This is a genomic window from Nonomuraea sp. NBC_00507 (assembly GCF_036013525.1).
Classification (GTDB): domain Bacteria; phylum Actinomycetota; class Actinomycetes; order Streptosporangiales; family Streptosporangiaceae; genus Nonomuraea.
Map to the genome: position 1 here is coordinate 5,248,830 of NZ_CP107853.1, position 25,023 is coordinate 5,273,852.

Annotated in this window: 25 protein-coding genes; 17 read left to right on the forward strand and 8 right to left on the reverse strand. The window is 69.8% G+C overall.

Annotated elements, in window-relative coordinates:
* Positions 1-164: 164 nt before the first annotated feature.
* From OHA25_RS25560 to OHA25_RS25575, 4 genes are all read left to right on the forward strand, one after another.
* The gene (locus tag OHA25_RS25560; RefSeq protein ID WP_327590034.1) at positions 165-755 is read left to right on the forward strand and encodes a single-stranded DNA-binding protein; all 591 of its coding nucleotides are present in this window, start codon (positions 165-167) and stop codon (positions 753-755) included.
* 1,187 nt (positions 756-1,942) lie between these two features.
* The gene (locus OHA25_RS25565) at positions 1,943-3,022 is read left to right on the forward strand and encodes a GGDEF domain-containing protein (RefSeq protein ID WP_327590035.1); all 1,080 of its coding nucleotides are present in this window, start codon (positions 1,943-1,945) and stop codon (positions 3,020-3,022) included.
* Between the two features lie 273 nt (positions 3,023-3,295).
* Positions 3,296-4,960 carry an energy-dependent translational throttle protein EttA gene (ettA, locus tag OHA25_RS25570; protein WP_327590036.1) on the forward strand — a complete coding sequence of 555 codons (1,665 nt, stop codon included), beginning with the start codon at positions 3,296-3,298 and terminating at the stop codon, positions 4,958-4,960.
* 319 nt (positions 4,961-5,279) lie between these two features.
* On the forward strand, positions 5,280-5,531 hold the full coding sequence (locus tag OHA25_RS25575) for an SCO4226 family nickel-binding protein (protein WP_327590037.1): 252 nt from the start codon (positions 5,280-5,282) through the stop codon (positions 5,529-5,531).
* Positions 5,532-5,535: 4 nt separating this feature from the next.
* Here OHA25_RS25575 and OHA25_RS25580 read toward each other — a convergent pair whose 3' ends face one another.
* Positions 5,536-5,982 (reverse strand): NUDIX hydrolase, encoded by a 447-nt coding sequence (locus OHA25_RS25580; RefSeq protein ID WP_327590038.1) that lies wholly within the window; start codon positions 5,980-5,982, stop codon positions 5,536-5,538.
* 88 nt (positions 5,983-6,070) lie between these two features.
* Between OHA25_RS25580 and OHA25_RS25585 the strand changes: the two genes are divergently transcribed.
* The 3 genes from OHA25_RS25585 to OHA25_RS25595 all read left to right on the forward strand — a co-directional run bounded on the left by OHA25_RS25585 (position 6,071) and on the right by OHA25_RS25595 (position 8,340).
* Complete coding sequence (locus tag OHA25_RS25585) at positions 6,071-6,682, forward strand: TetR/AcrR family transcriptional regulator (RefSeq protein ID WP_327590039.1); 612 nt, start codon at positions 6,071-6,073, stop codon at positions 6,680-6,682.
* 78 nt (positions 6,683-6,760) lie between these two features.
* Positions 6,761-7,180, forward strand: a complete 420-nt coding sequence (locus OHA25_RS25590) for an acyl-CoA thioesterase (RefSeq protein ID WP_371825740.1) — start codon at positions 6,761-6,763, stop codon at positions 7,178-7,180.
* A complete protein-coding gene (locus OHA25_RS25595) occupies positions 7,177-8,340 on the forward strand; it encodes an MFS transporter (RefSeq protein WP_327590040.1) in 1,164 nt (387 codons plus the stop codon). Before OHA25_RS25590 ends, OHA25_RS25595 begins: the two co-directional genes overlap by 4 nt.
* On the opposite strand, the gene OHA25_RS25600 is transcribed toward OHA25_RS25595, so the two are convergent.
* The 4 genes from OHA25_RS25600 to OHA25_RS25615 all read right to left on the reverse strand — a co-directional run bounded on the left by OHA25_RS25600 (position 8,335) and on the right by OHA25_RS25615 (position 11,959).
* A complete protein-coding gene (locus tag OHA25_RS25600) occupies positions 8,335-9,837 on the reverse strand; it encodes a glycoside hydrolase family 13 protein (RefSeq protein WP_327590041.1) in 1,503 nt (500 codons plus the stop codon). The genes OHA25_RS25595 and OHA25_RS25600 overlap by 6 nt on opposite strands.
* An 18-nt stretch (positions 9,838-9,855) precedes the next feature.
* Complete coding sequence (locus OHA25_RS25605; RefSeq protein ID WP_305915204.1) at positions 9,856-10,236, reverse strand: globin; 381 nt, start codon at positions 10,234-10,236, stop codon at positions 9,856-9,858.
* Positions 10,237-10,246: 10 nt separating this feature from the next.
* Positions 10,247-11,110, reverse strand: a complete 864-nt coding sequence (locus OHA25_RS25610) for a mechanosensitive ion channel family protein (protein WP_327590042.1) — start codon at positions 11,108-11,110, stop codon at positions 10,247-10,249.
* 564 nt (positions 11,111-11,674) lie between these two features.
* Positions 11,675-11,959 carry a hypothetical protein gene (locus OHA25_RS25615; RefSeq protein WP_305915202.1) on the reverse strand — a complete coding sequence of 95 codons (285 nt, stop codon included), beginning with the start codon at positions 11,957-11,959 and terminating at the stop codon, positions 11,675-11,677.
* 275 nt (positions 11,960-12,234) lie between these two features.
* Between OHA25_RS25615 and OHA25_RS25620 the strand changes: the two genes are divergently transcribed.
* The 5 genes from OHA25_RS25620 (at position 12,235) to OHA25_RS25640 (ending at position 18,307) form a co-directional block, all read left to right on the forward strand.
* The gene (locus OHA25_RS25620; RefSeq protein ID WP_327590043.1) at positions 12,235-13,785 is read left to right on the forward strand and encodes an XRE family transcriptional regulator; all 1,551 of its coding nucleotides are present in this window, start codon (positions 12,235-12,237) and stop codon (positions 13,783-13,785) included.
* Positions 13,782-14,279 carry a GNAT family N-acetyltransferase gene (locus tag OHA25_RS25625; RefSeq protein WP_327590044.1) on the forward strand — a complete coding sequence of 166 codons (498 nt, stop codon included), beginning with the start codon at positions 13,782-13,784 and terminating at the stop codon, positions 14,277-14,279. The genes OHA25_RS25620 and OHA25_RS25625 overlap by 4 nt, the downstream gene beginning before the upstream one ends.
* A gap of 331 nt (positions 14,280-14,610) precedes the next feature.
* Entirely contained in the window at positions 14,611-15,873 is a 1,263-nt protein-coding gene (locus OHA25_RS25630) for a DMT family transporter (protein WP_327590045.1), read from the forward strand.
* 271 nt (positions 15,874-16,144) lie between these two features.
* On the forward strand, positions 16,145-17,782 hold the full coding sequence (locus OHA25_RS25635; protein WP_327590046.1) for a tetratricopeptide repeat protein: 1,638 nt from the start codon (positions 16,145-16,147) through the stop codon (positions 17,780-17,782).
* A 72-nt stretch (positions 17,783-17,854) separates the two neighbouring features.
* Positions 17,855-18,307, forward strand: coding sequence for a hypothetical protein (locus tag OHA25_RS25640; RefSeq protein ID WP_327590047.1), 453 nt, complete (start codon positions 17,855-17,857; stop codon positions 18,305-18,307).
* 19 nt (positions 18,308-18,326) lie between these two features.
* On the opposite strand, the gene OHA25_RS25645 is transcribed toward OHA25_RS25640, so the two are convergent.
* Positions 18,327-20,063 (reverse strand): NmrA family NAD(P)-binding protein, encoded by a 1,737-nt coding sequence (locus tag OHA25_RS25645; protein ID WP_327590048.1) that lies wholly within the window; start codon positions 20,061-20,063, stop codon positions 18,327-18,329.
* Between the two features lie 86 nt (positions 20,064-20,149).
* On the opposite strand from OHA25_RS25645, the gene OHA25_RS25650 reads away from it, so the two are divergent.
* The 3 genes from OHA25_RS25650 to OHA25_RS25660 are packed head-to-tail and all read left to right on the forward strand — an operon-like array spanning position 20,150 to position 22,306.
* On the forward strand, positions 20,150-20,776 hold the full coding sequence (locus OHA25_RS25650; RefSeq protein ID WP_327590049.1) for a TetR/AcrR family transcriptional regulator: 627 nt from the start codon (positions 20,150-20,152) through the stop codon (positions 20,774-20,776).
* A gap of 16 nt (positions 20,777-20,792) precedes the next feature.
* Positions 20,793-21,563 carry a hypothetical protein gene (locus OHA25_RS25655; protein WP_327590050.1) on the forward strand — a complete coding sequence of 257 codons (771 nt, stop codon included), beginning with the start codon at positions 20,793-20,795 and terminating at the stop codon, positions 21,561-21,563.
* Positions 21,563-22,306: an MBL fold metallo-hydrolase gene (locus OHA25_RS25660; protein ID WP_327590051.1), complete on the forward strand. Its 744-nt coding sequence runs from the start codon at positions 21,563-21,565 to the stop codon at positions 22,304-22,306. The genes OHA25_RS25655 and OHA25_RS25660 overlap by 1 nt, the downstream gene beginning before the upstream one ends.
* Here OHA25_RS25660 and OHA25_RS25665 read toward each other — a convergent pair.
* Both OHA25_RS25665 and OHA25_RS25670 read right to left on the reverse strand, forming a co-directional pair.
* Positions 22,287-22,730, reverse strand: coding sequence for an NUDIX hydrolase (locus tag OHA25_RS25665; protein ID WP_327590052.1), 444 nt, complete (start codon positions 22,728-22,730; stop codon positions 22,287-22,289). The genes OHA25_RS25660 and OHA25_RS25665 overlap by 20 nt on opposite strands.
* Positions 22,723-23,085, reverse strand: coding sequence for an ArsR/SmtB family transcription factor (locus OHA25_RS25670; RefSeq protein ID WP_327590053.1), 363 nt, complete (start codon positions 23,083-23,085; stop codon positions 22,723-22,725). The genes OHA25_RS25665 and OHA25_RS25670 overlap by 8 nt, the downstream gene beginning before the upstream one ends.
* Positions 23,086-23,118: 33 nt before the next feature.
* On the opposite strand from OHA25_RS25670, the gene OHA25_RS25675 reads away from it, so the two are divergent.
* Positions 23,119-24,000 (forward strand): LLM class F420-dependent oxidoreductase, encoded by an 882-nt coding sequence (locus tag OHA25_RS25675; protein WP_327590054.1) that lies wholly within the window; start codon positions 23,119-23,121, stop codon positions 23,998-24,000.
* Between the two features lie 48 nt (positions 24,001-24,048).
* On the forward strand, positions 24,049-25,014 hold the full coding sequence (locus OHA25_RS25680) for an SDR family NAD(P)-dependent oxidoreductase (RefSeq protein WP_327590055.1): 966 nt from the start codon (positions 24,049-24,051) through the stop codon (positions 25,012-25,014).
* Positions 25,015-25,023 lie beyond the last annotated feature (9 nt).

Below are 25,023 nucleotides of genomic sequence, written 5' to 3' on the forward strand. Positions count from 1 at the left end.
TGCTGGGCGGGGCGGATGTCCGGGGGTCGTGGATGGTCCACAGGCTCAACCCGCGCCGACACCTTCATCCACAGAATCCCGTTCGCCCGCCCCTGCACCCGCCCTCTCACGGCACCGTAAGGCCAGGTCGCGGGCAGCCCGCCCGCCGCATGGGGAGGCACGGGATGAACGACATCTACATCACGCTCACCGGCAACGTCGCAGCAGAGCCCCGGCAATACACCTTCGATGACGGCCTCAGGGTCACCTCGCTGAAGGTGCTCACTTCGCACCGTTACTTCGACAAGAAGACAGGCCAGTGGACCGATGGCGAGCGGGTCTGCTTCACCGTCCGCTGCTGGCGCGCCTTGGGAGAAAACGTCGCCACGTCCGTACGGGCGGGGCAGCCTGTGGTGGTGTCGGGCAGGCTCCGCATCCGCGAGTTCGGCCAGGAAGGCGACCGCCGTTTCATGCCTGAGATAGAGGCCAGCGCGGTGGGCCACGACCTGCGCTGGGGCACCGGAGTCTTCACCAAGCCGGAGCGGGGCGCTGGCGTGGCCTCGATGAGCAAGGAAATGCGTGACCGCCTCGACGAGGAAACCCAGGACTGGGCCATGGGCTCCCGGCCCCTCCGCTCCCTCCCTCGCCCCGGCGCCGCGCCGACCGAAAGCCACCCAGTCCGCGTGCTTGGGCCGGAGGGCGCGAACGACAGCGCCGGCGATGAAGACGACGAGAACGTCGAGCCGCTGACGACCGAGGATCGTGCGGCAGCGTAGAACACCGAGCCATCAGGGGGCGCCGTCGGCCACATGCGGTGCTCCCTGGTGCTTCGGGCGCAGAGGTGCTGAAGGGGCTGAGATGTTGGGGCGCTGGTGGCGCTGCGAGCGCTGAGGTGTGAGGGCGCTGGGCGCTGCGGGCGCTGAGGTGCTGAGGGCGCTGCGGGCGTTGAGGGCGTTGATGTGTGACGGCGCTGACTATGGGGGCGCTGAGGTGCTGAGGGCGCTGCGGGCGTTGAGGGCGTTGAGGGTGCTGAGGTGCTGAAGGCACTGAGGTGCTGAAGGTGCTGAAGGTGCTGAAGGTGCTGAAGGCGCTGAAGGCGCTGAGGTGCTGAAGGCGCTGAGGTGCTGAGGGCGCTGAGGTGCTGAGGGCGCTGAGGTGCTGAGGGCGCTGAGGTGCTGAAGGTGCTGAGGTGCTGAAGGCGCTGAGGTGCTGAAGGTGCTGAGGTGCTGAAGGTGCTGAAGGTGCTGAGGTGATGAAGGTGCTGAGGTGCTGAAGGTGCTGAGGTGCTGAAGGTGCTGAGGTGCTGAAGGTGCTGAGGTGCTGAAGGTGCTGAGGTGCTGAAGGTGCTGAGGTGCTGGAGCGTTGGGAGCGGTGACGTGTGACGGCGCTGACTATGAGGGCGCTGAGGTGTTGGGCGTCGGGACGGCCGCTAAGGCGCAGGCGGTTGAGCAGTTGATGATGCGCACAGGGGAGTTGGCTAAGGGAGGGGGGAGGAGGAGGGGAGGGGGCACCGGCCGAAATCCCGTTGATCGCCCCGAGGGCGGCCGATGGCGTTGACCCGTGTGGCGGCCCGCGTCAGATCGCGAGCGCATCTGTCAGGCCCAAATCACGCCCCGCACCATGGCTGCTCCTTTCCAGCACGGCCCGCTCGCGGATTGAGCAGGTGTGGTCTCTGTCAACGTATCGGTTCCCATCGCGCAACGCACACTCCGCAATTATTGTGTTACACATCGTTAGTCAGGGAGGAGACGAGATGGCAGCGACCAGTCACGCCTCGATAAAGTCTCGCAACGGTGTGTCAACACTGGTCGACCGCTGGCCATTGCTAGGGCAACGCCGCCCACTCGTGATCTACTTGTGCGCGATAGTGGCTCTCGATCTCGTCGCGATCATGGTGTTCGCGTCCAGCACCGAGTTCCGGTGGCCGGATGCGGGCACGTTTGCTGCCCTCATGGGGTGTGGCATGGTCTGCATCGAGGCCACCAGACGCCTGGGGATGCCCGCCGGGGTCTCGCGGGACCTGCTGTCGGCCTGGTGGCTGCCGGTGGCCTTGCTCTTGCCCCCCGTCTACGCGCTGTTCGCGCCGATCGTGCTGCAGGTCCTGCTGCAGCTACGAGTCCGTGCCACGGTGCTGCACCGCCGGGTGTTCACCTCGGCCGCTATCGGCCTGGCCGGGTGTTCGGCATCGGTCCTGTTCCACGAGTTCGTCCCCGACCCGTCGGCGTTGTCGCGCGGCAGTGGCCCGCCCATCATGTACGCGGTGGCGGCGGCCGTGCTCTTCTCGCTGCTCAACATCGCGCTCATCGCCATCGCCGCCCATATGGCCAACCCGGACATCACCTGGCGGGAGGTGCTGTGGGACCGGGAGAGCGTGCTGCTGGACATCGTCGAGCTGTGCCTGGGGGTCACGGTGTCGATCGCCTGCGGCCTCAACCTCGCCCTGCTGCTGCTCGCCCTTCCGCCGGTGGTGCTCCTGCAACGCAGCCTCCTGCATGCCCAGCTGCAGGCGGCGGCACGTACGGACGCGAAGACCGGCTTGCTGAACGCCGCCGCCTGGCAACGCGAGGCCGACACGGAGATCGTCCGCGCCCGCCGCACCGGTGACACGCTGGCGCTTCTGATCATCGACATCGACCACTTCAAACGCGTCAACGACGCGCATGGCCACCTGGTCGGCGATCAGGTCCTGGTCGGGGTGGCGGCCGCGTTGCGCAGCCAACTGCGCGACTACGACGTGGTGGGGCGTTTCGGCGGTGAGGAGTTCGTCGTCCTGCTGCCCGGCGCCGACATTCACGAGGCCCGGCAGGTTGCCGAGCGCCTGCGCACCCGCATCGGCCACATGGCCATCCCTGCCGATGACACCCTCGTCAAGGTCACCATTTCGGCTGGCGTCGCGTTGATGAGCGTCCACGGCGATGAGCTGATCGATCTGCTGGCCGCCGCCGATCTGGCGCTGTACCGAGCGAAGGAGCTGGGCCGCGACCGCGTCTGCATCCCAGCCGTCCACCCCCCGCCCCGCCCCCTCCCTGAGGAACCCTGCTGACCGCCCCGGCACCTGTCCCTACAGGTCCGGCAACGTCTCACAGGCGGACGTTCGCACGCGCCGGTTGAGGGGCGGTGTTTGCGCCGCAGTGCTGCGGTGCAGTCCCATGGCCTGGTGCAGGGCAGTCTGGCCGCAGCGCTGCGGTGCCATTCCGTGGCCTGGTGCTGCCATCTGATGGTGTCGCCCAGCGGCCGGCCTGGTCGTGTTGGGGCCTGGGGCGCTCCTGGGGAGGAGCGGCGGAAGCCCGGGTCGGGAGCCCCTAAGCTAGAGGACATGCCGGAGTACATCTACACGCTGCAGCGCGTGCGCAAGGCGCACGGCGACAAGGTTGTCCTTGACGACGTCACGCTGTCGTTCCTGCCCGGAGCCAAGATCGGTGTCCTGGGGCCGAACGGCACCGGGAAGTCGACGCTGCTCCGGATGATGGCCGGCCTGGAGCAGCCGTCCAACGGCGAGGCCCGGCTCATGCCCGGCTTCACGGTCGGCATGCTCCAGCAGGAGCCGCCGCTCAACGAGGAGAAGACCGTCCTCGGCAACGTCCAGGAGGGCGTAGCCGAGACGATGGCGATGCTTCATCGCTTCAACGAGATCGCCGAGCAGATGGCCACCGACTACAGCGACGAGCTGATGAACGAGATGGGCAAGCTGCAGGATCAGCTGGAGCACCGCAACGCTTGGGATCTTGACAGCCAGCTGGAGCAGGCGATGGACGCCTTGCGGTGCCCGCCGCCCGACGCCGAGGTGACCAAGCTGTCCGGTGGCGAGCGGCGCCGGGTCGCGCTGTGCAAGCTGCTGCTGGAGGCGCCCGACCTGCTGCTGCTCGACGAGCCCACCAACCACCTCGACGCCGAGAGCGTGCAGTGGCTGGAGCAGCACCTGGAGAAATACGCCGGCACCGTCCTGGCCGTCACCCACGACCGCTACTTCCTCGACAACGTCGCCGGCTGGATCCTGGAGTTGGACCGCGGCCGCGCCTACGCCTACGAGGGCAACTACTCCACCTACCTGGAGCTCAAGGCCCAGCGGCTCAAGGTCGAGGGGCAGAAGGACGTCAAGCGCAAGAAGCGCTTGGAGGACGAGCTCGAGTGGGTCCGGTCCAACCCGAAGGCCCGCCAGACCAAGAGCAAGGCCCGCCTCCAGCGCTACGAGGAGATGGCGGCCGAAGCGGACAAATACCGCAAGCTGGACTTCGAGGAGATCCAGATCCCGCCGGGCCCGCGCCTGGGCACCACGGTGATCAAGTCCGACGAGCTCACCAAGGGCTTCGGTGACCGGCTGCTGATGGAAGGGCTGACGTTCGACCTGCCCCGCAACGGCATCGTCGGCATCATCGGCCCCAACGGCGTCGGCAAGACCACGCTGTTCCGCATGATCACCGGTGGCGAGACGCCCGACAAGGGGTCGATCACGGTCGGCGACACCGTCAAGATCTCGTACGCGGACCAGAGCCGCGGCGGCATCGACCCGAACAAGAATGTCTGGGAGGTCGTCTCCGACGGGCTCGACCACATCAAGGTCGGCAACGTGGAGATGCCGTCGCGGGCGTACATCGCGGCGTTCGGTTTCAAGGGCCCTGACCAGCAGAAGAAGGCGGGGGTGCTGTCGGGCGGCGAGCGCAACCGGCTCAACCTGGCGCTCACCCTCAAGCAGGGCGGCAACGTCCTGCTGCTCGACGAGCCCACCAACGACCTCGACACGGAGACGCTGTCTTCGCTGGAGAACGCGCTGCTGGACTTCCCGGGCTGCGCCGTCATCACCTCGCACGACCGGTGGTTCCTCGACCGCATCGCCACGCACATCCTGGCGTGGGAGGAAGGCTCCAACTGGTTCTGGTTCGAGGGCAACTTCGCCGACTACGAGAAGAACAAGGTCGAACGGCTCGGCGCCGACGCGGCGCGCCCGCACCGGGTGACCTACCGGAAGCTGCACCGCGACTGAGTCGCGCGAATCAACAGGCGTGTGAGCGGCCGGCCCGCCGCTCACACGCCTGTTGTCGTGTGAGCGGCGGACATGTCCACCCACGGCGCCGACTTCGAGACCGCTCAACCGCGGCAACGGCGTCGCCAGTCCTTGAGGGTCTCCTCAGCCCCGCGTCCGCGTGCTGGAGTCCGCGTGCTGGAGTCCGCGTGCTGGAGTCCTCGCCCTCGAGTCCGCGTCCTGGAGTCCCGACCGACCGCCCCCACCCGGCCTCCTCGGCGGGGGAGACGATTTGGACCGACTATCCGGGAAAGGTCACTAATAAGGGGAGGGATACACGATGGCGAAGTTCATGGACGTGCACACCGGATTCGCCGGCGCGACGGAGGGCCAGTTGCGCGAGGAGCACGAGCGGGACCTGGCGATCGAGGAATCCGAGGGCGTGCACTTCGAGCACGCCTGGCTCGACCCGGAGTCGGGCAAGGTGTTCTGCCTGTCGACCGGGCCGTCCAAGGAGGCGGTCCTGCGGGTGCACGAGCAGGCCGGGCACCCGACGAACGAGATTTACGAGGTTCCCGTCGAGATCGGATAGCGCGCTAAAGGAGCCGGCCGGTCCGGTGGAGCTGGTCGAAAATGATCTGATCGACCGGGGCCACGCGGTCCCGGTCGGCGTACGTGAGCCAGACCACCTCGTCGATCTCGCTGCTCGGCGTCGGAGTGCCCTGGTGCCGGGCGGTGTAGCAGATCATCCGCACGATGACCCCGTCAGGGTGACTGTCGGCCTGCGCCTCGAACGTACCGAAGTGCGCCGCGCTGCTCGGGACGATGGCGACGGCGAGCTCCTCGTCGATCTCCCTGACCAGGGTGTCGAGGTCGCTCTCACCCGGTTCCCGTTTGCCGCCGGGCAGGTAGTAGACGTCCTTGCCGCGCGATCGGGTGCTGAGGATCTTCCGGTCCTCCAGGTGGATCCAGGCGACTTTGTCGAAGATCGTGGTCAATGCCGTCCTTCCGTTCGTGCTCATGGGCGCCTGCCGGCCCTTCATGCCATGATCCTCCTACCGGCACGCGTCGCGCTGGAAACATGACGTCGTAGAGCGGGATTCTAGAATTAGTCAGCGGTACGATCCCCTCATGGCACGTAAGTCCTCGTGGGAGTGGAGCCGTACGGCACAGACCCGCAAGAGCATGCTCCAGGCGGCACGCGAGGTCTTCAGCGAGCACGGATTCGCCGACTCCAGCGTCTCCGAGGTGGTCGCCCGCGCCGGGTCCAGCGTCGGCAGCCTCTACCACCACTTCGGCGGCAAGACCGAGTTGTTCCTCGCTCTCTACGAGGACCACCAGGCGGCGCACGAGCAGGCGTCGGCGGCCAGCGTGGCCGCAGCCAAGAAGGCCGGGGTGGACGATCCGGTCGAGTTGCTGATCGCGGGGGCGAGGGCGTACCTCGACGGGGCCTGGGAGCGGCGGGACCTGGCCAGGTTGTTCATCGACGGGGATGGGCCGCCCGGGTTCGAGCTGATCCGCCGGACCAGAGGGCGGGAGTGGGTACGCCAGAACGCCGTGCTGCTCGGCGCCGGTGGGGATCCGCTCGACCGGTTCACCGTGGCCGTGTTGACCAGCATCATCGGGGAGGCCGCCCGCGAGGTCGCCACCTCCGACACGGAGGACGAGGCACGCGAGGTCATCGAGGCCGCGATGGCCCTGATCCGCCGGCTCGACCCGCTGAAGGTCCTCGAAGACGGCTGACCCACGGCTGAGGGGTGACGGGCCAGGCGCCGGGGGCGGCATGGTTACCGCCGACGGGGGGCCGATACGGTGGCGGACGTGGTTGAACGTACCCCGGCCCAGCGGCACACCTATCCCCGCACGGTGAGATTCGCCGACATCGACTCCCAAGGCCATGTGAACAACGTGCGCTTCCTCGACTACCTGGAGGACGCCCGCTTCGGCATGTTCGCCATCGACCTCCACAACGCGGGTGAGGAGCCGTTCAAAGGCCTGGTCGTGACCCGACACGAGATCGACTACCGTCGCCCGCTCGGCTTCCGCCCCGACCCGGTGCGGGTGGAGACCTGGGTGGAGGAGATCAGACCGGTACGGTTCACCCTGCGCTACGAGATCCGCGACGACGACCAGGTCTACGTCACAGCCATGTCGGTCATCGCCGCGTACGACGTCGAGCGGGCCGCCCCGCGCAGGCTCAGCGAGAGCGAGCTGGCTTACCTCAAACGTTTCTCCGTATGAGGCGCTGGTGGATGCTGGCGCTGGGCGTCAACGCCCATGCCAGTGTCACCTTGGGGTTGTTCGCCCTGCCCCTGGTCATGCCGGAAATCATGCGACATTTCGGTGTGTCGCTGACGGTGGCGGGAATCATGGCGAACGCCCCGGCCTTTGGCATCCTCCTCGCCCTCGTCGCCTGGGGAGCGCTCGCCGACCGGCACGGCGAGCGGCTGGTCCTGGGCATCGGCGTGAGTCTGGCCGCCGTGTCATTCGCCGCCGTCGCGTTCGTCGACCGGGCATGGGCCGTGGTCGTGTTGCTCGCCCTGGCCGGCGCGGCGGGCTCGGCCGCGATGGTCGGCGGCGGGCGGATCGTGCTGCGCTGGTTCCAGCCCCCCGAGCGCGGCGTCGCCATGGGCCTGCGCCAAGTCTCGTTCACGCTCGGCATGGCCGTCGGCGCGTTCACGCTGCCGCCCGTCGCCCGGGCGCACGGCCTGCCCGGCGTGCTCCTGGTCTGTGCGGGCACGAGCCTGCTCGCCGCCGTGCTGGCCGCGATCTTCCTGGCCGAGCCGCCGCACGAGCTCGCCGGCCGCGGCACGTCGCCGGCGGGCTCGCCGTACCGGCAACCGGCGTTGTGGCGGGTGCACGCCACCAGCGCGTTGCACGTGGTGCCGCAGATCGTGGTCAGCACGTACGGCGTGAGCTGCCTGGTCGAGCTCTACGGCTGGGACGATGTGGAGGCCGGGCGCTTGTTCGGCGTGGCGGCGATCGGCGGGGCCGTCATCCGCATCGCGGCGGGGCGGTGGTCCGACCGGACGGGGCTGCGCATGCGGCCCCTGCTGCTGATCACGTTCGCCAATGTCGGCGTGCTGGCGCTGCTGGCCGGCGGGACGCTCACCCGCACCTGGCTCGGGCCCGCGATGCTCGCGCTGGCCGCGGTGATGACCGTGGCCGGCAACGGGCTCGCCTACCTGGCGGCGGGCGAGCTCGCCGGCCCCGCGTCGGCGGGCAGGGTGCTCGGCACCCACAACACCATCCAGAACTCCGTTTCCCTGGTCGCCACTCCGCTGGCCGGGGTGTTGATGGAGAGCGTGGGGTTCTGGGCGGGCTTCGCGGCGGGGCTGGTGTTCACGCTGCTGTCCGTGCCCGTCGTCCCCGTTCGCAGCGAGCGCCCTAAGGGCTTATGACGACAACCACACGGCCGTGTCGGGCGGCAGCAGGTCCCGCTTGAGCGGCCCGCTCGCCATCAGCACGGTGTCGTGCTCGGGCAGGCGTACCGGCCGGGTGCCGCAGTTGATCGCGCAGATCAACCGGCCGCGGGTGAAGAAAAGCGCACCCTCGGGAGAGTCCAGCCACTCCAAGGTGTAAGGAATTTCCCTCACCACGTCCCGGCGGCAGGCCAGCGCCCGCCTGTAGAACTCGAGCGTCGAGTCGGCGTCCCCCTCCTGCTTCTCAACGCTCAGCTCGGCGAACGTCGCCGGCTGCGGCAGCCACGGCTCCACCCCGCCCGGGGCGAACCCGTACGAGGGCGTGTCCACCGTCCACGGGATCGGCACCCGGCACCCGTCCCGCCCGGGCAGCTTGCCCTCCGACTGGAAGAACACCGGGTCCTGCCTGGCCTCCGCCGGCAGGTCGGTCACCTCGGGCAGCCCCAGCTCCTCGCCCTGGTAGAGATAGGCGGAGCCGGGCAGGGCCAGCATGGTCAGCAGCGCCGCCCTGGCCCGCGCGAGGCCGGTGCCGGGGTCGGCCGTCTCGTAGCGGGTGCGGTGCCGTACGACGTCGTGGTTGGACAGCACCCAGGTCGCGAACGGCACGGTGCCGAGCGTGTCGTCGATGACCTTCTTGAACGCCGTCGGCGACCACGGCGCCTGCAGCCAGGCGAAGTTGAAGCTCTGCTGCAGCTCGTCGGGACGCACGTAGAGGGCGAGGTCCTCGGAGCTGTCGGTCCACACCTCGCCCACGGCCATGCGCTCGCCCGGATAGCTGTCGAGCAGCCGCCGCCAGTCGCGGTAGACGTTGTGCACCTCGGGCTGTCCCCACACCGGGGAGACCGCCTTGAACGACTGGTCGCCGACGTCCGGCAGGCCCGCCGCCTTGTACAGGCCCATCGCCACGTCGATGCGGAACCCGTCCACGCCCCGGTCCAGCCAGAACCGGAGGATGTCCAGGAACTCCCGGTGCACCTCGGGATTGCGCCAGTTGAAGTCGGGCTGCCCGGGAGCGAACAGATGCAGGTAGTGCTGGCCGTCCGCCACCCGCGTCCAGGCAGGGCCGCTGAAGGTGGACTGCCAGTTGTTGATCGTGTCGCGGAAGATGTATCGGTCACGGCCCTCGCCCCGCAGCGCCGCCTGGAACCAGGGATGCTCGGAGGAACTGTGGTTGGGCACGATGTCCACCAGCACCCTGAGCCCCAGCTCGTGCGCGTCGGCGACCAGCGCGTCGAAGTCGGCCAGCGAGCCGAACAGCGGATTGACGCCGCGGTAGTCGCTCACGTCGTAGCCCCCGTCGGCCATGGGGGAGGGGTAGAACGGCGTCAGCCAGATGGCGTCGACCCCCAGCCGTCGCAGGTACGGCAGGTGTTGCCGCACCCCGGCCAGGTCGCCGACGCCGTCTCCCGAGGCGTCGGCGAAGCTGCGAACATAGATCTCGTAGACGACGGCATCACGCCACCAGGGGATATCCATGTGGCGTCTCATGCCCCGTTATACGGCTGAGTTCACCAGGCTGTGGGCCGCGTAGACCAGATAGTCCCAGAGCTTGGTCTCCAGCTCGTCCGGGAGATCGAGCGAGTCGACCGCGTCCCGCATGTGCCGCAGCCAGGCGTCCCGCTCCGGCTCGCCGATCACGAACGGCATGTGCCGCATGCGCAGCCGCGGGTGGCCGCGCTGCTCGCTGTAGGTCTTGGGGCCACCCCAGTATTGGATCAGGAAGCCCCGCAGCCGCTCCTCGGCGCCCGTCAGGTCGGGCTCCGGGTAGAGCGGCCGCAGCACCGGGTCTTCGGCGACCCCCTCGTAGAAGCGGTGCACGAGGCGGCGGAAGGTCTCCTCGCCTCCGACGGCGTCGTAGAAGGAGGTCTCAGTCACGCTCATTAGCTTATGCGGTGGGGACCATCGTGATGCCCGCGGCGTCGAGCGCGGCCTTGACCCTGAGCCTGAGCTCCCTGGCCACCTCCGCCTGGGCGGAGGGCAGCGTCTTGGCGGTGATGCGGAACACCAGCGAGCTGTCCGACAGCTGCTCCACGCCGAACACCTTCGGCTGCTCCACGATCTTGGCCTCGCGCAGCTCGGGGTCGGCCCAGATCTCCTCCGCGACGTGCTCCAGCAGCACCTTCACGCTCACGATGTCGGCGTCGTAGGCCACCGGCACGTCCATGTACGCCCGCGACCAGCCCTGCGACTCGTTGCCCACCCTGGTGATCGTGCCGTTGCGGACATACCAGACGCGGCCGTCCACGTCGCGCAGCCTGGTGACGCGCAGCGTCACGGCCTCGACCGTGCCTACGGCGGGGCCCACGTCGATCACGTCGCCGACGCCGTACTGGTCCTCCAGCAACATGAACATGCCCGCGATGAAGTCCTTGACCAACTCCTGAGCACCGAAGCCGATGGCCACGCCGAGAATGCCGACGCTGGTCAGCAGCGGCGCGATCGGGACGGTGAGCCGCTCGAGCACGGTCAACGCCGCGGTGCCCATGATGACGATCGAGGCGACGTGCTTGAGCACCGACCCCATCGTCTCGGCCCGCTGCTTGCGCCGCTCGTGCAGCAGCGCGTCGATGCCGTCGGTCGCGGCGGCCCTGCGGAACCTGTTCGTGAGCGAGCCACCTGTCGCCGCGCGACTGACCACCCGCGCGATCACCTTGTGGGCGATCTTGCGGATCACGAACGCGAGCACGACGATCAGCACGATCACGATCGCGCTCGACACCAACCCCGCCCAAGGTGCATTCCCAAACATCCCGACCAGGCTAGAGCAAAGCGGGTCGTCTGTGCAGGTCGTGGCCATCTGCTGAGCCACTTTGTCCATGTCGGGAAGGCCTGATGGCGTCGACTCGGGCGGTGGCGACGGCGTCACCAGCAGTAACACTGAGTGGATCCCCCTCCGGAAGCGGTTCGGCCCGGCTGCTTGGACCGTTTCGATCTCGATCCAAAATACCGCCGACCGAACCGCCCGCCGTCACATCACGCCGGGGAAGACGGGGTCGCCTGCTCTCTGGGCCGCGGAGGGAGAGAGCCGGCGCTCCGGTGACGGACGGCTCGGAGCAGGACACACACCCGGAAGCATGTCCCGCGCCGGTTCCGAGAGGGATCCCTCAAACACCCGCCCGGCGGACCGGTCGGGTGGCTTGGTGCGTACGGGTGCGAGCCGTACGGAAGGTCACGCGATGAAAAGCGGAACCGGCGGAGTGACCAGGGCCCCGGAATACCAGGACCCTCCGCACCGGTCACCCCGCCGGCTCCGTATGGCCGCGGTGGGTGCGGTGAGCCGCGGTGGCTGCGCTCCACCCGGATCACCGCGTCGTCACTCTCCCACCGCGGCGAGCACACGGGCGACCTTCGTCGCCGCACCGGCCGGGTCGTCGGCCGTGTGCATCCGCTCGCCCCAGGACCAGCAGTACCACCAGTCCGGGATGTCGGACACGGCTGTCGGCCGACAGGTCACGTTCTCGGACAGGCTGGTCGCGTTCGGGTTGATCACCCGTACGAACCGGCGCCCGCTCTGCGCTCTGACCACTCGTGCGAGCAAGCCGAGCGCGCCGAGTTCGGCCACGAGACGCTCCAATAGCTCGAAGTCGTCGTCCCCCACCGTTCTCGTCCTCCCTACGATCGCTGCTGGTGGGCCAAAGATGTCTCATGTCGGCGGCGGACGCAACGCGTGGTTCCTCGCTACAGGGAGTTGCTTTTCCCTCGTGGGTTGTAAGAAACAGCCCCTCGGAGGACGATCCTTAACCGTAATCTGGAGAACGGCGTTTCCAAGCCGCCCTCATTGCTTCATAGTCATGGGTAGGCGCACAGCAACCTGGCGACTACCATCAGTCACCAGTTGTGGACCGGTCGAGACTTGCGTTGAGAGGGGCCGGGATGACCGGCAGGCAGCACAGGGAGACGGAGATCGCGCGACGGATCCGGGCCGCGGGCCTGGCCGCCGGGCGCACGTCGGCCCAGATAGCTGATGAAATCCATGAGGCGTGCACGACCCACTTCAGCACGACCCGCATCAAGGCGCACCGTCTGTCCCAAGGAATCGCGCTGGCCGATGTCATCGAGCAGGTCAGAGCCCTGTTCGAGCGTGACAAGAAGCCGATGCCGGGGATCGGCGAGACGCTCCTGTCGGCGTACGAGAGCGGGCTCAAGCGTCCCGGACCCGAATACCTGCACTACTTGTGCACCGTCTACCGCGTCGAGCCGGCCTCGCTCGGCTACGAGGGGCCGTGCATCTGCGGCCACGGCCATCGGATGCCTGCCCTGAACGGTGAGGTGCGCGAACGCGCCCCGGTCTTGCCGATGGAGCGCGAGCTCGTCATCCATCCGATGGGGCCCGACCCGGACGCCCAGGAAGACGAGAACATTCTTCGCCGCATGCTCTTAAATCTTCTCAACGTGGACACCTCCCCCCTTGCGGAGCTCGACGGTCCTGTTCTCGGAGCCTGCGAGGGCATCAGGCGCCGGATGGACGAGACCCTCGTGTCGGCCACCGTGTCGGCGGCGATGCTGGACCAGTGGGAGGAGGCGACGAGTAGTTTCGGCCGCCAATACACCACGACGGCCCCGCTGCGACTGCTGTGCGACGTGCTGCTGGAGCTCAGCGCCGTGCGCACGGCCATGTCCCGCCGCCAGCCGACGGACCTGGCCGAACGCCTGTGCAGGATGGCCGCCCAGCTGTCCGGGCTGAGCGGCATGATTCTGATCAACCTCGGCGATCATCGGCTGGCCCGCGCGTTCTTCCGCACCGGGCGCACCGCGGCCGACGAGACGGGCGATCGCGCGCTGCGTGCGTGGGTGTGCGCCCGCGAGTCTCTCGTCCCCCTCTACTTCGGCGACGCCCGTGAGGCGCTGCACTTGGCCAAGAAGAGCCGGGACCTGGCCGGCTCGATGCCGTGCCCGGCACAGGCCATGGCGCCGGTCGTCGAGGCCAGGGCGCTGGCCATGATGTCCGGGGCGGACAGCAAGAAAGAGGTCGTCGACCAGGCCAAGCGCGCGCTGGCCCGGGCCAGGAACGCCTTCTCTCACATGCGCGAGGAGGACCAGGAGGACGTGGCGTTCGGCTACACCGAGAAGCAGCTCTTCTTCTACCAGGGCGACGTGCTCACCAAGCTGGGCCAGACGATCGAGGCGGAGGTGGTTCTCGACCAGGCCCTGACCAAATACGAGGACCACATCGTCGACCAGACGCTGATCAGGCTCGACCAGGCGCAGTGCCGCCTCATCGACGGCGACGTCGACGAGGCGCTCTCCATCGGCACCAAGGCGCTGCGGCTGGTGGGCGACGAATACCTGACCGATTTCATCGTGCGTCCGGCCCTGGCGCTGGAGCAGGCGATCATGTCCAAGAACGCCAACGCTCCAGGGCTCGAAGATTTCCGGTCCGCGTTGCGGCGGTCCAAGAACCAAGTGAAAGGGGGCGGTGCATGAAGTTGACGATCCGGCGCTATCGCTGGTCCGATCTGGACACCATCCTCGCGCTCCATCGGATCTGTCTCGCTGAGGTCGGCCTGGTCCCCGGCGACGGCGTCTACTACGAGGACGACTTCCCGCGCATCCAGGAGATCTACCTGGCATGCGGCGGGGACTTCTTCGTGGGCGAGGTGTCCTCGCGGGTCGTCGCCATGGGCGGGCTGAGACCCGTGGACACCATGACGGCGGAGATCTGCCGGCTGAGAGTCCATCCCGAGTTCCAGCGGCGTGGTTTCGGCGCGGCCATGCTCGTCGCGCTCGAGCAGCGCGCAGTGGAGCTCGGGTTTCACAGCGTCATCGGAGACACGACACTCAACCAGGAGGCCGCGCTCGCGTTGTACGAGCGCCGGGGCTGGCGAGAGCTGTCCAGGCGGCGCGTGGGCGACCTGACCGTCGTCTACCTCGAGAAACGTCTGGTCCTGTCGGCCGTCTCGAGCTCTGACCGCCCATAGATGACGTCTGCGGGCGAGATCCCCGCGGCTCCCGAACGGCCCCACCGACCCCCTCCTGGGGCCGCACCCCCGGTGACCACCCCCGGATACCCCGGCGTGACGTCCCCGCCGATCTCCGCCGTCAGACGGCGTGACTTGCTCCGGTGCATTTCCCGCAGGAAGAACTCATTTCCCATTTACGGGACATGATGGAAAATCCGCGGCTCAGGCGGTCTCCTGGTATGGATGTGCAAGCCCGTGGGTGAGGGTCTTAACTCCGAGTGGTAGAGGAACCTCACCGGCTGCTCCCTGTACATCACCGGCTGCAAATTGTAGTGAGATGCTTTTGGGCATGACAGTCGTGCCTGCTCCCCGCCCCCTCCTGGGAGCCGTGCTTCTGTTGTTCGTCAGCGCCGCTTGGGGGTCGGCCTTCCCACTGATGAAGGATCTCATCGAGCGGTTACCAGTGGAGGATCTGCTCGCCGAGCGCTATCTGATCGCCGCGCTGACGCTCCTCCTCATCAAGCCAAACTGCTTTCGCGGGCTTCCACAGGGGACGTGGATCAACGGGGCCGTTCTCGGGGTCATGTTCGGGATCGGGCAGACCGCCCAGGCCATCGCGCTGGGAAGCCTGCCGTCGGCCGTGTCGGGGTTCGCCGTCGGGTGCAGTGTCGTCATCACGCCGATCCTGGCGCTCATCCTCTTCAAGTCCAGGGTGCCGCGCCGGATCTGGGCAGGCGTCGCGCTGGCCCTGGCCGGAATGACCGCGTTCACCCTGATGCGCGGGGTCGAACAGCACGAGTTCTCGCTGATCGCGCTCGCGGCCACGCTCTTCGCGGCCGGACTCTACGCCGGCCACACGCTCATGCTCGGCCAGTTGTCCAAGCGCGGCACGTTCCACCCCTACGCGCTGACCGTGATCCAGCTCTTCACCATCGGGCTGCTGACGGGGGTCGCCGGGGCGCGCGACGGGATCACGCTGCCCGCCGACGCGCCGGACTGGCTGCTGCTGGCGCATCTGTCCGTGATCTCGTGCGCGCTGGGCTTCCTGGCCCGCTCGTACGGCCAGGCGCACGTTCCTCCCGTGCCGAGCGCGATCATGATGTCGTCGCAGCCCCTCTGGGTGGCGGTGATCGCCGTGATCTGGTTCAACGAGCAGGTGGGCTGGAGCATGCTGGTGGGCGGCGGGCTGATGGCGGGGGCGATGTTGCTCGCGCTGCCGTCCCGGGAAACCGCGCTCGGCAGGGAACGCAAGCGCAAGAACCACGATCTTCTCGTCGTTTCCCGCGCGGCCGCCAAGGCGCTGGCCGACCTGAAGATCAAACGTACGGACCCGCTCCGGCTCGACAGGGGGGCGGCGGCGCCGCTCGTCGCCAAGGGCGCCTGCGCGGACGTCGCGTCGTGCCCCTGGAACACTCGCTCGCTCAAGGGCGGCGGGGAGCCGAGCGTGGAGCGGCTGATCGAACGGGCCACCCTCATCGTCCGCGCCAAGAACCTGCCGGGGCCCGGCTGCTGCCGGTCGGTCACGCTGCTGGGTCGCTGCCTGTGCGACTTGATGGGGGAATCCGACCAGGGGCGTAGCACGGGATTGCTCCGCTGGTTTCGGTCCAAATAGGTTACATTATCCAATCAAAAGGCAACTGCTTCTTATCCATGCGCCTCGGGCTTATTCACCGCGAACCTTGATATTCGTAGGGGTGCCCTAATAATGGGGAATCACCCCCGAGTGGAGAGGTACGCGTCATGAAGCGCATCGTCGTCCGCAAGCCTGGAACCGCGAGGCTCGCAGGGATCTCCAGCGTCATTCACAAGGGGTGACTGAGGCGAGCTCCCATCTCAGGGTCCAGGGCGAACCACCTTCCAGTTGGGGGGCCGCGCGGCTGCTGATGCCACCGATAGACGGGCATCGGCGGGCGCGCGGCCCTTACACCGTCGCCGCGGCCCTGTTGCGCCGCCTGGTGCCGCAGGTCCTGGAACGATCCGCCGATCTGGTGCGGGCCCATGACATCGAGATCCTCGCGGCGGCGCCCGAGCTGGCCGATCTGGTCCCTGCCGAGCGGGTCACGATCGACGCGGGACTGGCCGACGACGAGCGCATCCTCGTGCCGGCGCCCCGCCGTACGCTGCGGCTGGCCAACGGAATCACGGAGTTCGTCCGCGACGCCGTGTCCCCGGGGCGAGCGCTGGCCGTGTGCAACGTGGCCGAGGCCGACCCGACCGACGTGGAGCTGCTCGACGTCATGGTGCGGCGGATCACACCGGCCACGCTGGCGATCATGCTGTACTCGGACGGACCCGAGCCCGAACCCGACACCCGCGGCGCCGACGAGCTGTGGGCGACGGTGGATCGCTCCATGCGGGAGGGCTACCTGCACGCCGTCGTCGAGCTGGGGGAGCGCGGCATGGCCGGCACAGAGCCGGGCGGGGCGCGGTGGTGGGCCTTCGCCCAGCGCACCGCGACCGCGCTCGGCGGGCTCGGACGCACCGCGGAGGCTCTTGCGGTGTGGGACCGGGTGCGCGCAGTCAGCCAGGATCCGGCGATGCACGCCGCCAGCGCGTACGGCACCGCCATGCTCGACGCCCGCCACCCCGACCCCGCGCAGCGCGACCTGGCCAGGGCCAGACGCTGGATCAACGAGGCGATCGCCATCTCCACCATCCTGCCCGACCCCGCGCAGCGGGCCTTCAAGCTCGGCTTCGACCGCAACGGGCTGGCCCTGATCGAGCTGCGGCTCGGGCGCCTCGGCTCCGCCTTGTCGCTGGTCGAGTCGGCCATCGAGCTGGCCCGTGAGCTGGGGGAGCGGCATCCGCTGCACCGGATGGTGCTGCTGGCCAACCGGGCCCAGCTGCTGGCCGCGCTGGGGCACACCAAGGAGGCGCTGGAGGACTACGCGGCCGCGATCGCCATCGACCCCGCCTTCCCCGACTACTACCTGGAACGCGGGAACCTGCTGTTCAAACTCGGGCAGCACGAGGAGGCCCTGGCGGACTACGAGCGGGCCATGCGCGCCGGGCCGCCGCTGCCCGAGGCGCACTACAACCGGGCCGAGCTGCGCATCATGCGCGGCGACACCGGCGGCGCGCTGGCCGACCTCGGCCGGGTGATCGAGCTGGACCCCGACTACCTGGACGCCTACATCAACCGGGCCGGGCTGCTGGCCGCCGTGGGACGGGACGAGGAGGCCATGGCCGACGTCACGGCCGGGCTCGCCCTGGTGCCGGGCAACCCGCACCTGCTCACGGTCCTGGGTCAGCTGGAGACGACGTCCGGCCGGCTCGCCGAGGCCAGGGCGGCGCTGGACCTGGCCGTGGAGGGCGCGCCCACGCTGGCCGCGGCCTGGGGGAACCGGGGAGTACTGCGGTACACGGCCGGGGATCTGGAAGGCGCGGTCGAGGACCTGAGCCGGGCCATCGAGTTACAGCCGCAGCCGGATCTCTACCTCAACCGGGCCATCGCCCTGCGCGCGCTGGGCCGCGACGCCGACGCCGACGCCGACGAGCGCCGGGCGAGCCTGTTCTCCTGACGGTGCCTGTGGCTGCCTGGACCGCCGCACAGGGCAGAGCGCCGGGCTTCGGCTGGTGGGAGTATTGGTGGCATGACGGGGCGGATGGGGCGGGCGTGTGCGGTGTGCGCGGCCCTGGGGATGCTGTGGTGGGCGACCGTCCGCCTGGCCTGGGCAGGCGTGGGCTGCGAGGACTGGGGATGCCTGGTCCCGGCCGTGGGGGTGGTCATGGTGATCTCGCTCGCCCTGCTCGCCGGGGCCGCGCTGGTGCTGGAGCGGGTGGACGTACGGCCCGGGCGGCGGGTGGCGCTGGTGGCGGCCGGCGCGCTGGTGGCGTTCAGGCTGGCCGGGGAGACGCTGCCGTCGTGGACGTCCCAGGTGGCGGACGCCGTCGCGGCCGGGGCGGCGTTCGCGAGCGCGGGGGCCGTGGCGGCGTTCGTGACGGAGGCGGGGGTGGCCAGGCGCTGGAAGGTGGCGGCGGCCGTGGCGCTGGTGGCCCTGGGGCCGGTCGCGCTCGCCGTGTCACTGGCGAGGTCCGGTCTCTGAGGCGCCGGGGGGACGCCCGTCAGAGGCGGCTCCGGAGGAATGACTCGAACGCCGTGAGGCCCGGGTGCTCCTTCCTGAGAGCCTCGAGGTCGGCCTGGTAGCCGCTCTCCTGGAACCACTCGTACATCCGCTCCCCGCCGGCCGGTTGCGGCGCGAAGCGGGTGGCCACGCCGGTGACCCGCTCGTACACCTCGGCGATCTCGTCCCCGGTGGGGGCGTCGCCGGCGATCTCCAGCCGCCTGCCCACGTAGTCGGCCGGGTGGTCGAACGCCTCGGCCGCGAAGTACGCGATGTCCTCGGGTGCGATCATCTGCATGCGCTGCCCGGGGAGGAACGGCAGTTCGATCACCCGCTCGCCGTCCGGCGCGTCGGCGTAGTAGAGCAGGTTCGTCATGAAGAAGGTCGGGCGCAGAATCGTGGCGGGCACGCCGGCCGCCGCGATGTGCTGTTCGACGGCGAACTTGCTCGCGAAGTGAGCGATCCCGGTGTCGCGTTCGGCGCCGCCGACCGAGCTGTAGACCAGGTGTGCCACGTGGAGCTCCTTGGCCGCGTCGGCGATCGTCGTGCCCTGGCGGACCTCTCTGGCCAGCTCTTCCTCCGTCCACGCGAACGCCTGCATGCTGAAGGCGCCGTGGACGCCTGCCATGGCCGTGCGTACGGAGTCCGCGTCGTTCAGGTCCCCTTGGACCGGTGAGACGCCGGCGGGGAGGCGGGCGGAGTCCGGGTCACGGACCAGGGCGCGGACCGACCAGCCCCGGGCGAGCAGCTCACGGGCCACCGCCCCGCCCTGGTTGCCGGTCGCGCCGGTGACCAGGATGGTCCGCGCCCGTGCGGGCAGCAGCAGGGTCTTGCCGGTGACCGCGCGCGATTCGATGGCCGCGTGGGCCTCGGCGGCGGACTCCAGGGGGAGCACGGCGCCGATCGTGGGACGCAGGCGACCGGCCACGGCCTCCGCCAGCGCTGCCCTCGACAGCTCGCGCAGGTCCGTCTGCGGCCAGGGGACGGCCGTCACGCGGGGGTCGGGGGTGGTCATGGGGCCGCCGGCCATGCCGTACGCGCTGAGCCTGCCCCCGTCCTTCAGCAACCCCTGGGCCGCCGCGCCGATCTCGCCGCCCACGCCGTCGAAGACGACGTCCAGGCCGCCGGTCGCGGCGCGCACCACGTCGGTCCAGCCGGGGTCGGTGTAGTCGACGGTCAGTTCGGCGCCCAGGCTCGCGGCCAGGTCCCGCTTGCCCGCGCTGCTGGCCGCGCCGATCACGCGTGCTCCGGCGGCGCGGGCCAGCTGCACCAGCAGGCTGCCTACGCCGCCGCCCGCCGCCTCCACCAGCACCCACTCGCCGGGCTGGGGCGCGGCGGCCCTGAACAGGCCCACGGCGGTACGCCCGTCGGCCAGCAGCGCCACCGCGGTCTCCAGCGACAAGCCATCGGGCACGGGGATCAGGTCGCCGGTGCTCGCCACCGCCAGCTCCGCGTAACCCCCGGAGCCGCCCAGCGTGCTGACCACCCGCGTGCCGACCAGCGATGCTTCCACGCCCTCGCCCACCGCCAGCACCGTGCCCGCGATCCCGTTGCCCAGGATCGTGGGCAGCTCGGCCCGCCGCGGCCCCCGGTCGGCGCGCACCTGCGTCTCCACGAACGTGACACCCGCCACCGCGACCTCCACCAGCACCTGCCCGGGCCCGGCGACGGGATCCGGCACCTCCTCGGCGACCAGCGCATCCGGCCCGCCGTACTGCCTCAAGACCATCGCACGCATGACATACCTCCACAGTTATTCGGAGCGATCCGCTCCGAAATCTATATCGGAGCGGATCGCTCCGCAACCGGGCTATCCTGGGCGGCATGGCGACACGCGGCAGGCAGGCCGAGGCGGCGCGCAACGATCTGCGGCTGCTGCAGGCGGCGCACGAGGTGTTCACCACGCAGGGGTTCGACGCGCCGGTGTCGGCCATCGCCAAGCGGGCCGGCGTGGGCATGGGCAGCCTCTACCGCCGCTACCGGACCAAGGAGGAGCTGCTCCAGCGGCTGTGCCTGATCGCCATGGAACGCGTCGTCGAGGCCGCCGAGGCCGCGCTCGCGGAGGAGAACCCGTGGGCCGGCCTGGAGCTCTACGTACGCACCTGCGTGGGCCTCAGGTCCGGCGCGCTCGCGCCCGTCGCGGGCACCATCGAGGTCACCGACGAGATGTGGCGGACCTCGCGGAAGGCCACGGAGCTGGCCGACCGGCTGATCAGCCGGGCACGCGAGGCCGGCGTGCTCAGGAACGACGTGACCATGCTCGACGTCTCGCTGCTCATCGAGCAGTTCAGCCGCCCGGCCCCCGGGCCCCCCAGCGAGCAGCACCAGCAGGTCAAGCAGCGGTTGCTGGCCATCGCGCTCGACGGCCTGCGCGCGCCGGCGCGGACGGAGCTGCCCGGCGACCCACCGAGCCTGGAGTGGTACGAAGGCCGTTGGGGACGGCACCCGTAGGTCTACGGTTGGGTACGTGGCGTTCAACGAGCTGCTCGACGACCTTGATCACAGTGCCGGCGTCCAGGCCGCCGGCATCAGGCGCGGCTACGGCGGGCCGCCCGCCCGCACGGTCGGCGTCAGATCCGGCCTGGCGCGGCTGCGCTGCGCCTCGCTGCTCAAGCCTCTGTACGCGTGGGTGAGCGCGGACCACATCCCCGACGCCGACCGGTGGCGCCGCCACGCCGAGCCCGCCGTCGTCGTGTCGTCCAACGCCGACACGCTCAACCTCTGGCTCGCCGTCGGGCCCGGCGTCATCCTCGACGGCATCCGCCGGCGCACCGGCGTCGCCTGGTCGCCGCCCAACGGTGACCCGTCGCGGTTCGGCTCCGTCGAGGTGGCCGCTGACGAGGTCGCCACCGCCTACGCGGCGTTCGCCCAGTCCGCCGTCGCGGGCGATCCGGTGGCGGCGACCGTCCTGGGGTGGATGCGGCAGGTCGGCGCGGAGCAGGCGTTCGGCGTGCGGGACGCGCTCGGGGCGGCCGACGCCGGGATCAAGTGCGGCTGGTTCGGCGCGCCCGAAGAGACCTGCCTGCGTACGCATGCCGTCGCCGTCTTGCCGAAGGGCGGCACCCGGGTCACCGTGATCGTCGGTATGACCGCACTGCCTTACACCGACGCACGCGAGCGCGAGATCTACCGCGAGCGAGTGGCCAAGGGGCTGTCCGTGGAGCACACGCACGAAAAGCTCGCGGGCACGCTGTTGCGCGGGCTGATGGCGACCACGCTGGCCGAGCTGGGGGGTTGATGAGATTCACCGTGCTGGGCGGGTGCGGTGCCTGGCCCGCGGCCGGTCAGGCGTGCAGCGGGTATGTGCTGGAGCACGAGGGCTTTCGCGTCCTCATCGATCCCGGCTACGCCGTGCTGCCGCGGCTGCTGGAGCGGATGAAGGCCCACGAGGTGGACGCGGTGCTGGTCACCCATGGCCACCCGGACCACTGCGCCGACCTCAACCCGCTGCTGCGCGCCCGCGCCCTGGCCGATGCGCCGGCGGCGAGGCTGCCGGTCCACGCGCCGCCGGGCGCGCTGGACGCCGTGCTCGCGCTGGACAATCGCCGCATGCTGGCGGGGAGTTTCTCCTTACAGGAGCTCCGTCCCGGCACGCCGGTCGAGATCGGGCCTTTCCGCCTGGACGTCTTCGACCTGCCGCATCACGTGCCCAACGCGGGGCTGCGGCTGAGCGGCGGCGGGCGCGTGATCGCGTATACGGGGGACACCGGGCCGTCGGCCGAGTTGCTCTCCCTGGCCAAGGACGCCGACCTGCTGGTGGCGGAGGCGACCTACCCGCAACGGGTGCCCGACGAGGACGCGCCTTTCCTGTCCAGCGCGCTGGACGCGGGGCGTACCGCGTCATCGGCCGGTGCGGCGCGGTTGCTGCTCACCCACCTGTGGCCGGACACTCCGGCGGAGCCCGCGCTCGCGGCGGCGGGCCGCTCCTACTCCGGCCCGCTGTCGGTCGCCTCCGGCGGCCTCACCCTCGATCTCGGGTGAGCATGTCGATGACCTTCGCCAGCTCCGGCGGGTCGACCGCCGCGGGCAGCTCCTCTGCCCACGCGCAGCCCAGGTATGCCTGACGCTCCTCCTCCGTGAGCTCTCCCGGATCGACCGCCGGGCGGGCTGTGCCGAACCTGGCCAGGTAGAAGGGCTCGGTCTTGACGTAACGGACGCCCAGCCAGGTGAAATCCCGCTCGACCTGGACGCAGTGGTCCAGGACGGCCTCGCCGGGCAGCCCGGTCTCCTCGGCCAGCTCCCGCCTGGCCGCCTCCAGCGGGGTCTCGCCGGGATCGATCCCGCCGCCCGGCGGCTCCCAGACGTCGCTGCGGCTGACGTGGTCGTACCAGTGCATCAGCAGCACCCTGCCGTCCCGGTCCAGGCAGACGACGCGCGCTGCGGGGCGGTCGCTCGGGTCACTCATCGGGAGCCTGCTCCTCGCTCAGAACCAGTGCGAGCAGCCCGGGGAACCGCTCCTCGAACTCCGCCCTCCTCAGGCGGTTGAGCCGGCGGCTGCCCTCGTCACGCTGCTCCAGCAGGCCGACATTGCGCAGCACGGCGAAGTGGTGGCTGAGCGTGGACTTGGCGACCGGCAGGTGGGTGAACGTGCCGCAGGGACGGGTCCAGTCGGGCACGCCGGCCAGCTCGCGGACGATGCTGCGGCGTACGGGGTCGCCGAGGGCGTCGAGGGCGGCCTGGAGGGAGACCTCGAGGGGGGAAGTGTGCGTGAGGGCGCGTGCCCTGTTCGACGTCGGTCGAACACTCGTGTAGTGTTCCATCTCGATCGAACATCCTACGCGAGGGGAGCGACCGTGGACATCGGCCGCGTCGGAGTCTGGCATCCCATGATCGGCAAGGCCCCCGCCGAGGAGGCCCGGCGGGCGGCGGCCCGGATCGAGGAGCTGGGTTACGGCACCGTCTGGGTCAACGAAGGCTGGGGCAGCAAGGAGCCGTTCACGGTGGCGGCCATCGTGCTGGCCGCCACCGAGCGCATCGTCGTCGGCACCGGCATCGCCAACCTCTGGGCCCGCGACGCCATGACCATGACGGCGGCGGGTGTCGCGCTGGCCGACGGCTACCCGGGCCGTTTCCTGCTGGGCATCGGCGTCAGCCACGCCCCTCTGGTGGGACGGCGCGGGCACGATTACGGCAAGCCGCTGAGCACGATGCGGGCCTACCTCGAGGCCATGGACGAGGCCGCGCAGAGCCTGCCTGCGGCGGACTCGCCGAGGATCCTGGCCGCGCTGCGCCCGAAGATGCTGGAGCTGTCCCGGGACCGGGCGGCCGGCGCCCACTCCTACTTCGTGCCGCCGGAGCACACCGCCCAGGCCCGCCGCATCCTCGGGCCCGACCGCCTCCTGATCCCCGAGCAGGCGGTCGTCCTGGAGTCCGACCCGACCCGCGCCCGCGAGATCGCCCGCACCCACATGGCCTACTACCTGACCCTGCCCAACTACCTCAACAACCTGCGCACGCTGGGCTTCACGGACGCCGACTTCGCTGACGGGGGCAGCGACCGCCTGGCAGACGCCATCGTGGCCTGGGGCGATGCGGACGCCGTCGTCAAGCGGGTCCGCGCCCACCTGGACGCCGGCGCCGACCACGTCGCCATCCAGCCTTTGTCGCCCGGCGCCCCGGACCTCGCCGACGCTCTCACCCAGCTCGCTCACCTCGCCCCTGCCCTGCCCCTGTAGAGGCACGCGGGTTGACCTGGAGCGCGCTCCACTTCGTAGCGTGGGGACATGACAACGCCACAACACAAGATCGGGTCGGGCTTCGGCGCCAGGAGCACCGCGGACGACGTGCTTCAGGGGATCGATCTGTCCGGGAAGCTGGCGATCGTCACCGGCGGCTACTCCGGCCTTGGGCTGGAGACCACACGTGCGCTCGCCCGGGCCGGCGCCCGCGTCGTCGTTCCCGCCCGCCGTCCCGACACCGCTCACAAGGCGGTCGAGGGCCTCGACGGGGTCGAGGTGGACGAGCTCGACCTCGCTGACCTGGAGAGCGTACGGCGGTTCGCGGAGCGTTTCCTCGCCACCGGTCGCAGCGCCGAGTTCGTCATCGCCAACGCGGGCATCATGGCCTGCCCTGAGACGAGGGTCGGTCCTGGCTGGGAGGCGCAGTTCGCGACCAACCACCTCGGGCACTACGCACTCGTCAACCGCCTGTGGCCGGCCATCGCCCGCGGCCAGGGCCGGGTCGTGACCGTCTCGTCCGGTGGTCACCGCCTTTCAGGCATGCGGTGGGACGACGTGCAGTTCGAGCGGGGATATGACAAGTGGCTGGCATACGGGCAGGCGAAGACCGCCAACATCCTGTTCGCCGTGCAGCTCGACGCGCTCGGGCGGGACGCGGGGGTGCGGGCGTTCTCGCTGCATCCCGGTGCCATTCTCACACCGCTGCAGCGGCACCTGCCCAAGGAGGAGATGGTGGCGGCCGGGTGGATCGATGATGCGGGCAACGCGCTGGACCCCAGCTTCAAGACGCCCGAGCAGGGCGCGGCGACCCAGGTATGGGCGGCCACCTCGCCGCAGCTGGCCGGCATGGGCGGCGTCTACTGCGAGGACTGCGAGATCGCGGAGGTGACCATCGAAGAGAACCCTGGGCGGGGAGTGCGTCCCTACGCGGTCGACCCGGATGAGGCGGCCCGTTTGTGGCGGCTCTCGGCCGGCCTGACCGGCGTCGACGCCTTCGCCCCGATCCGCTGACCACGGGGT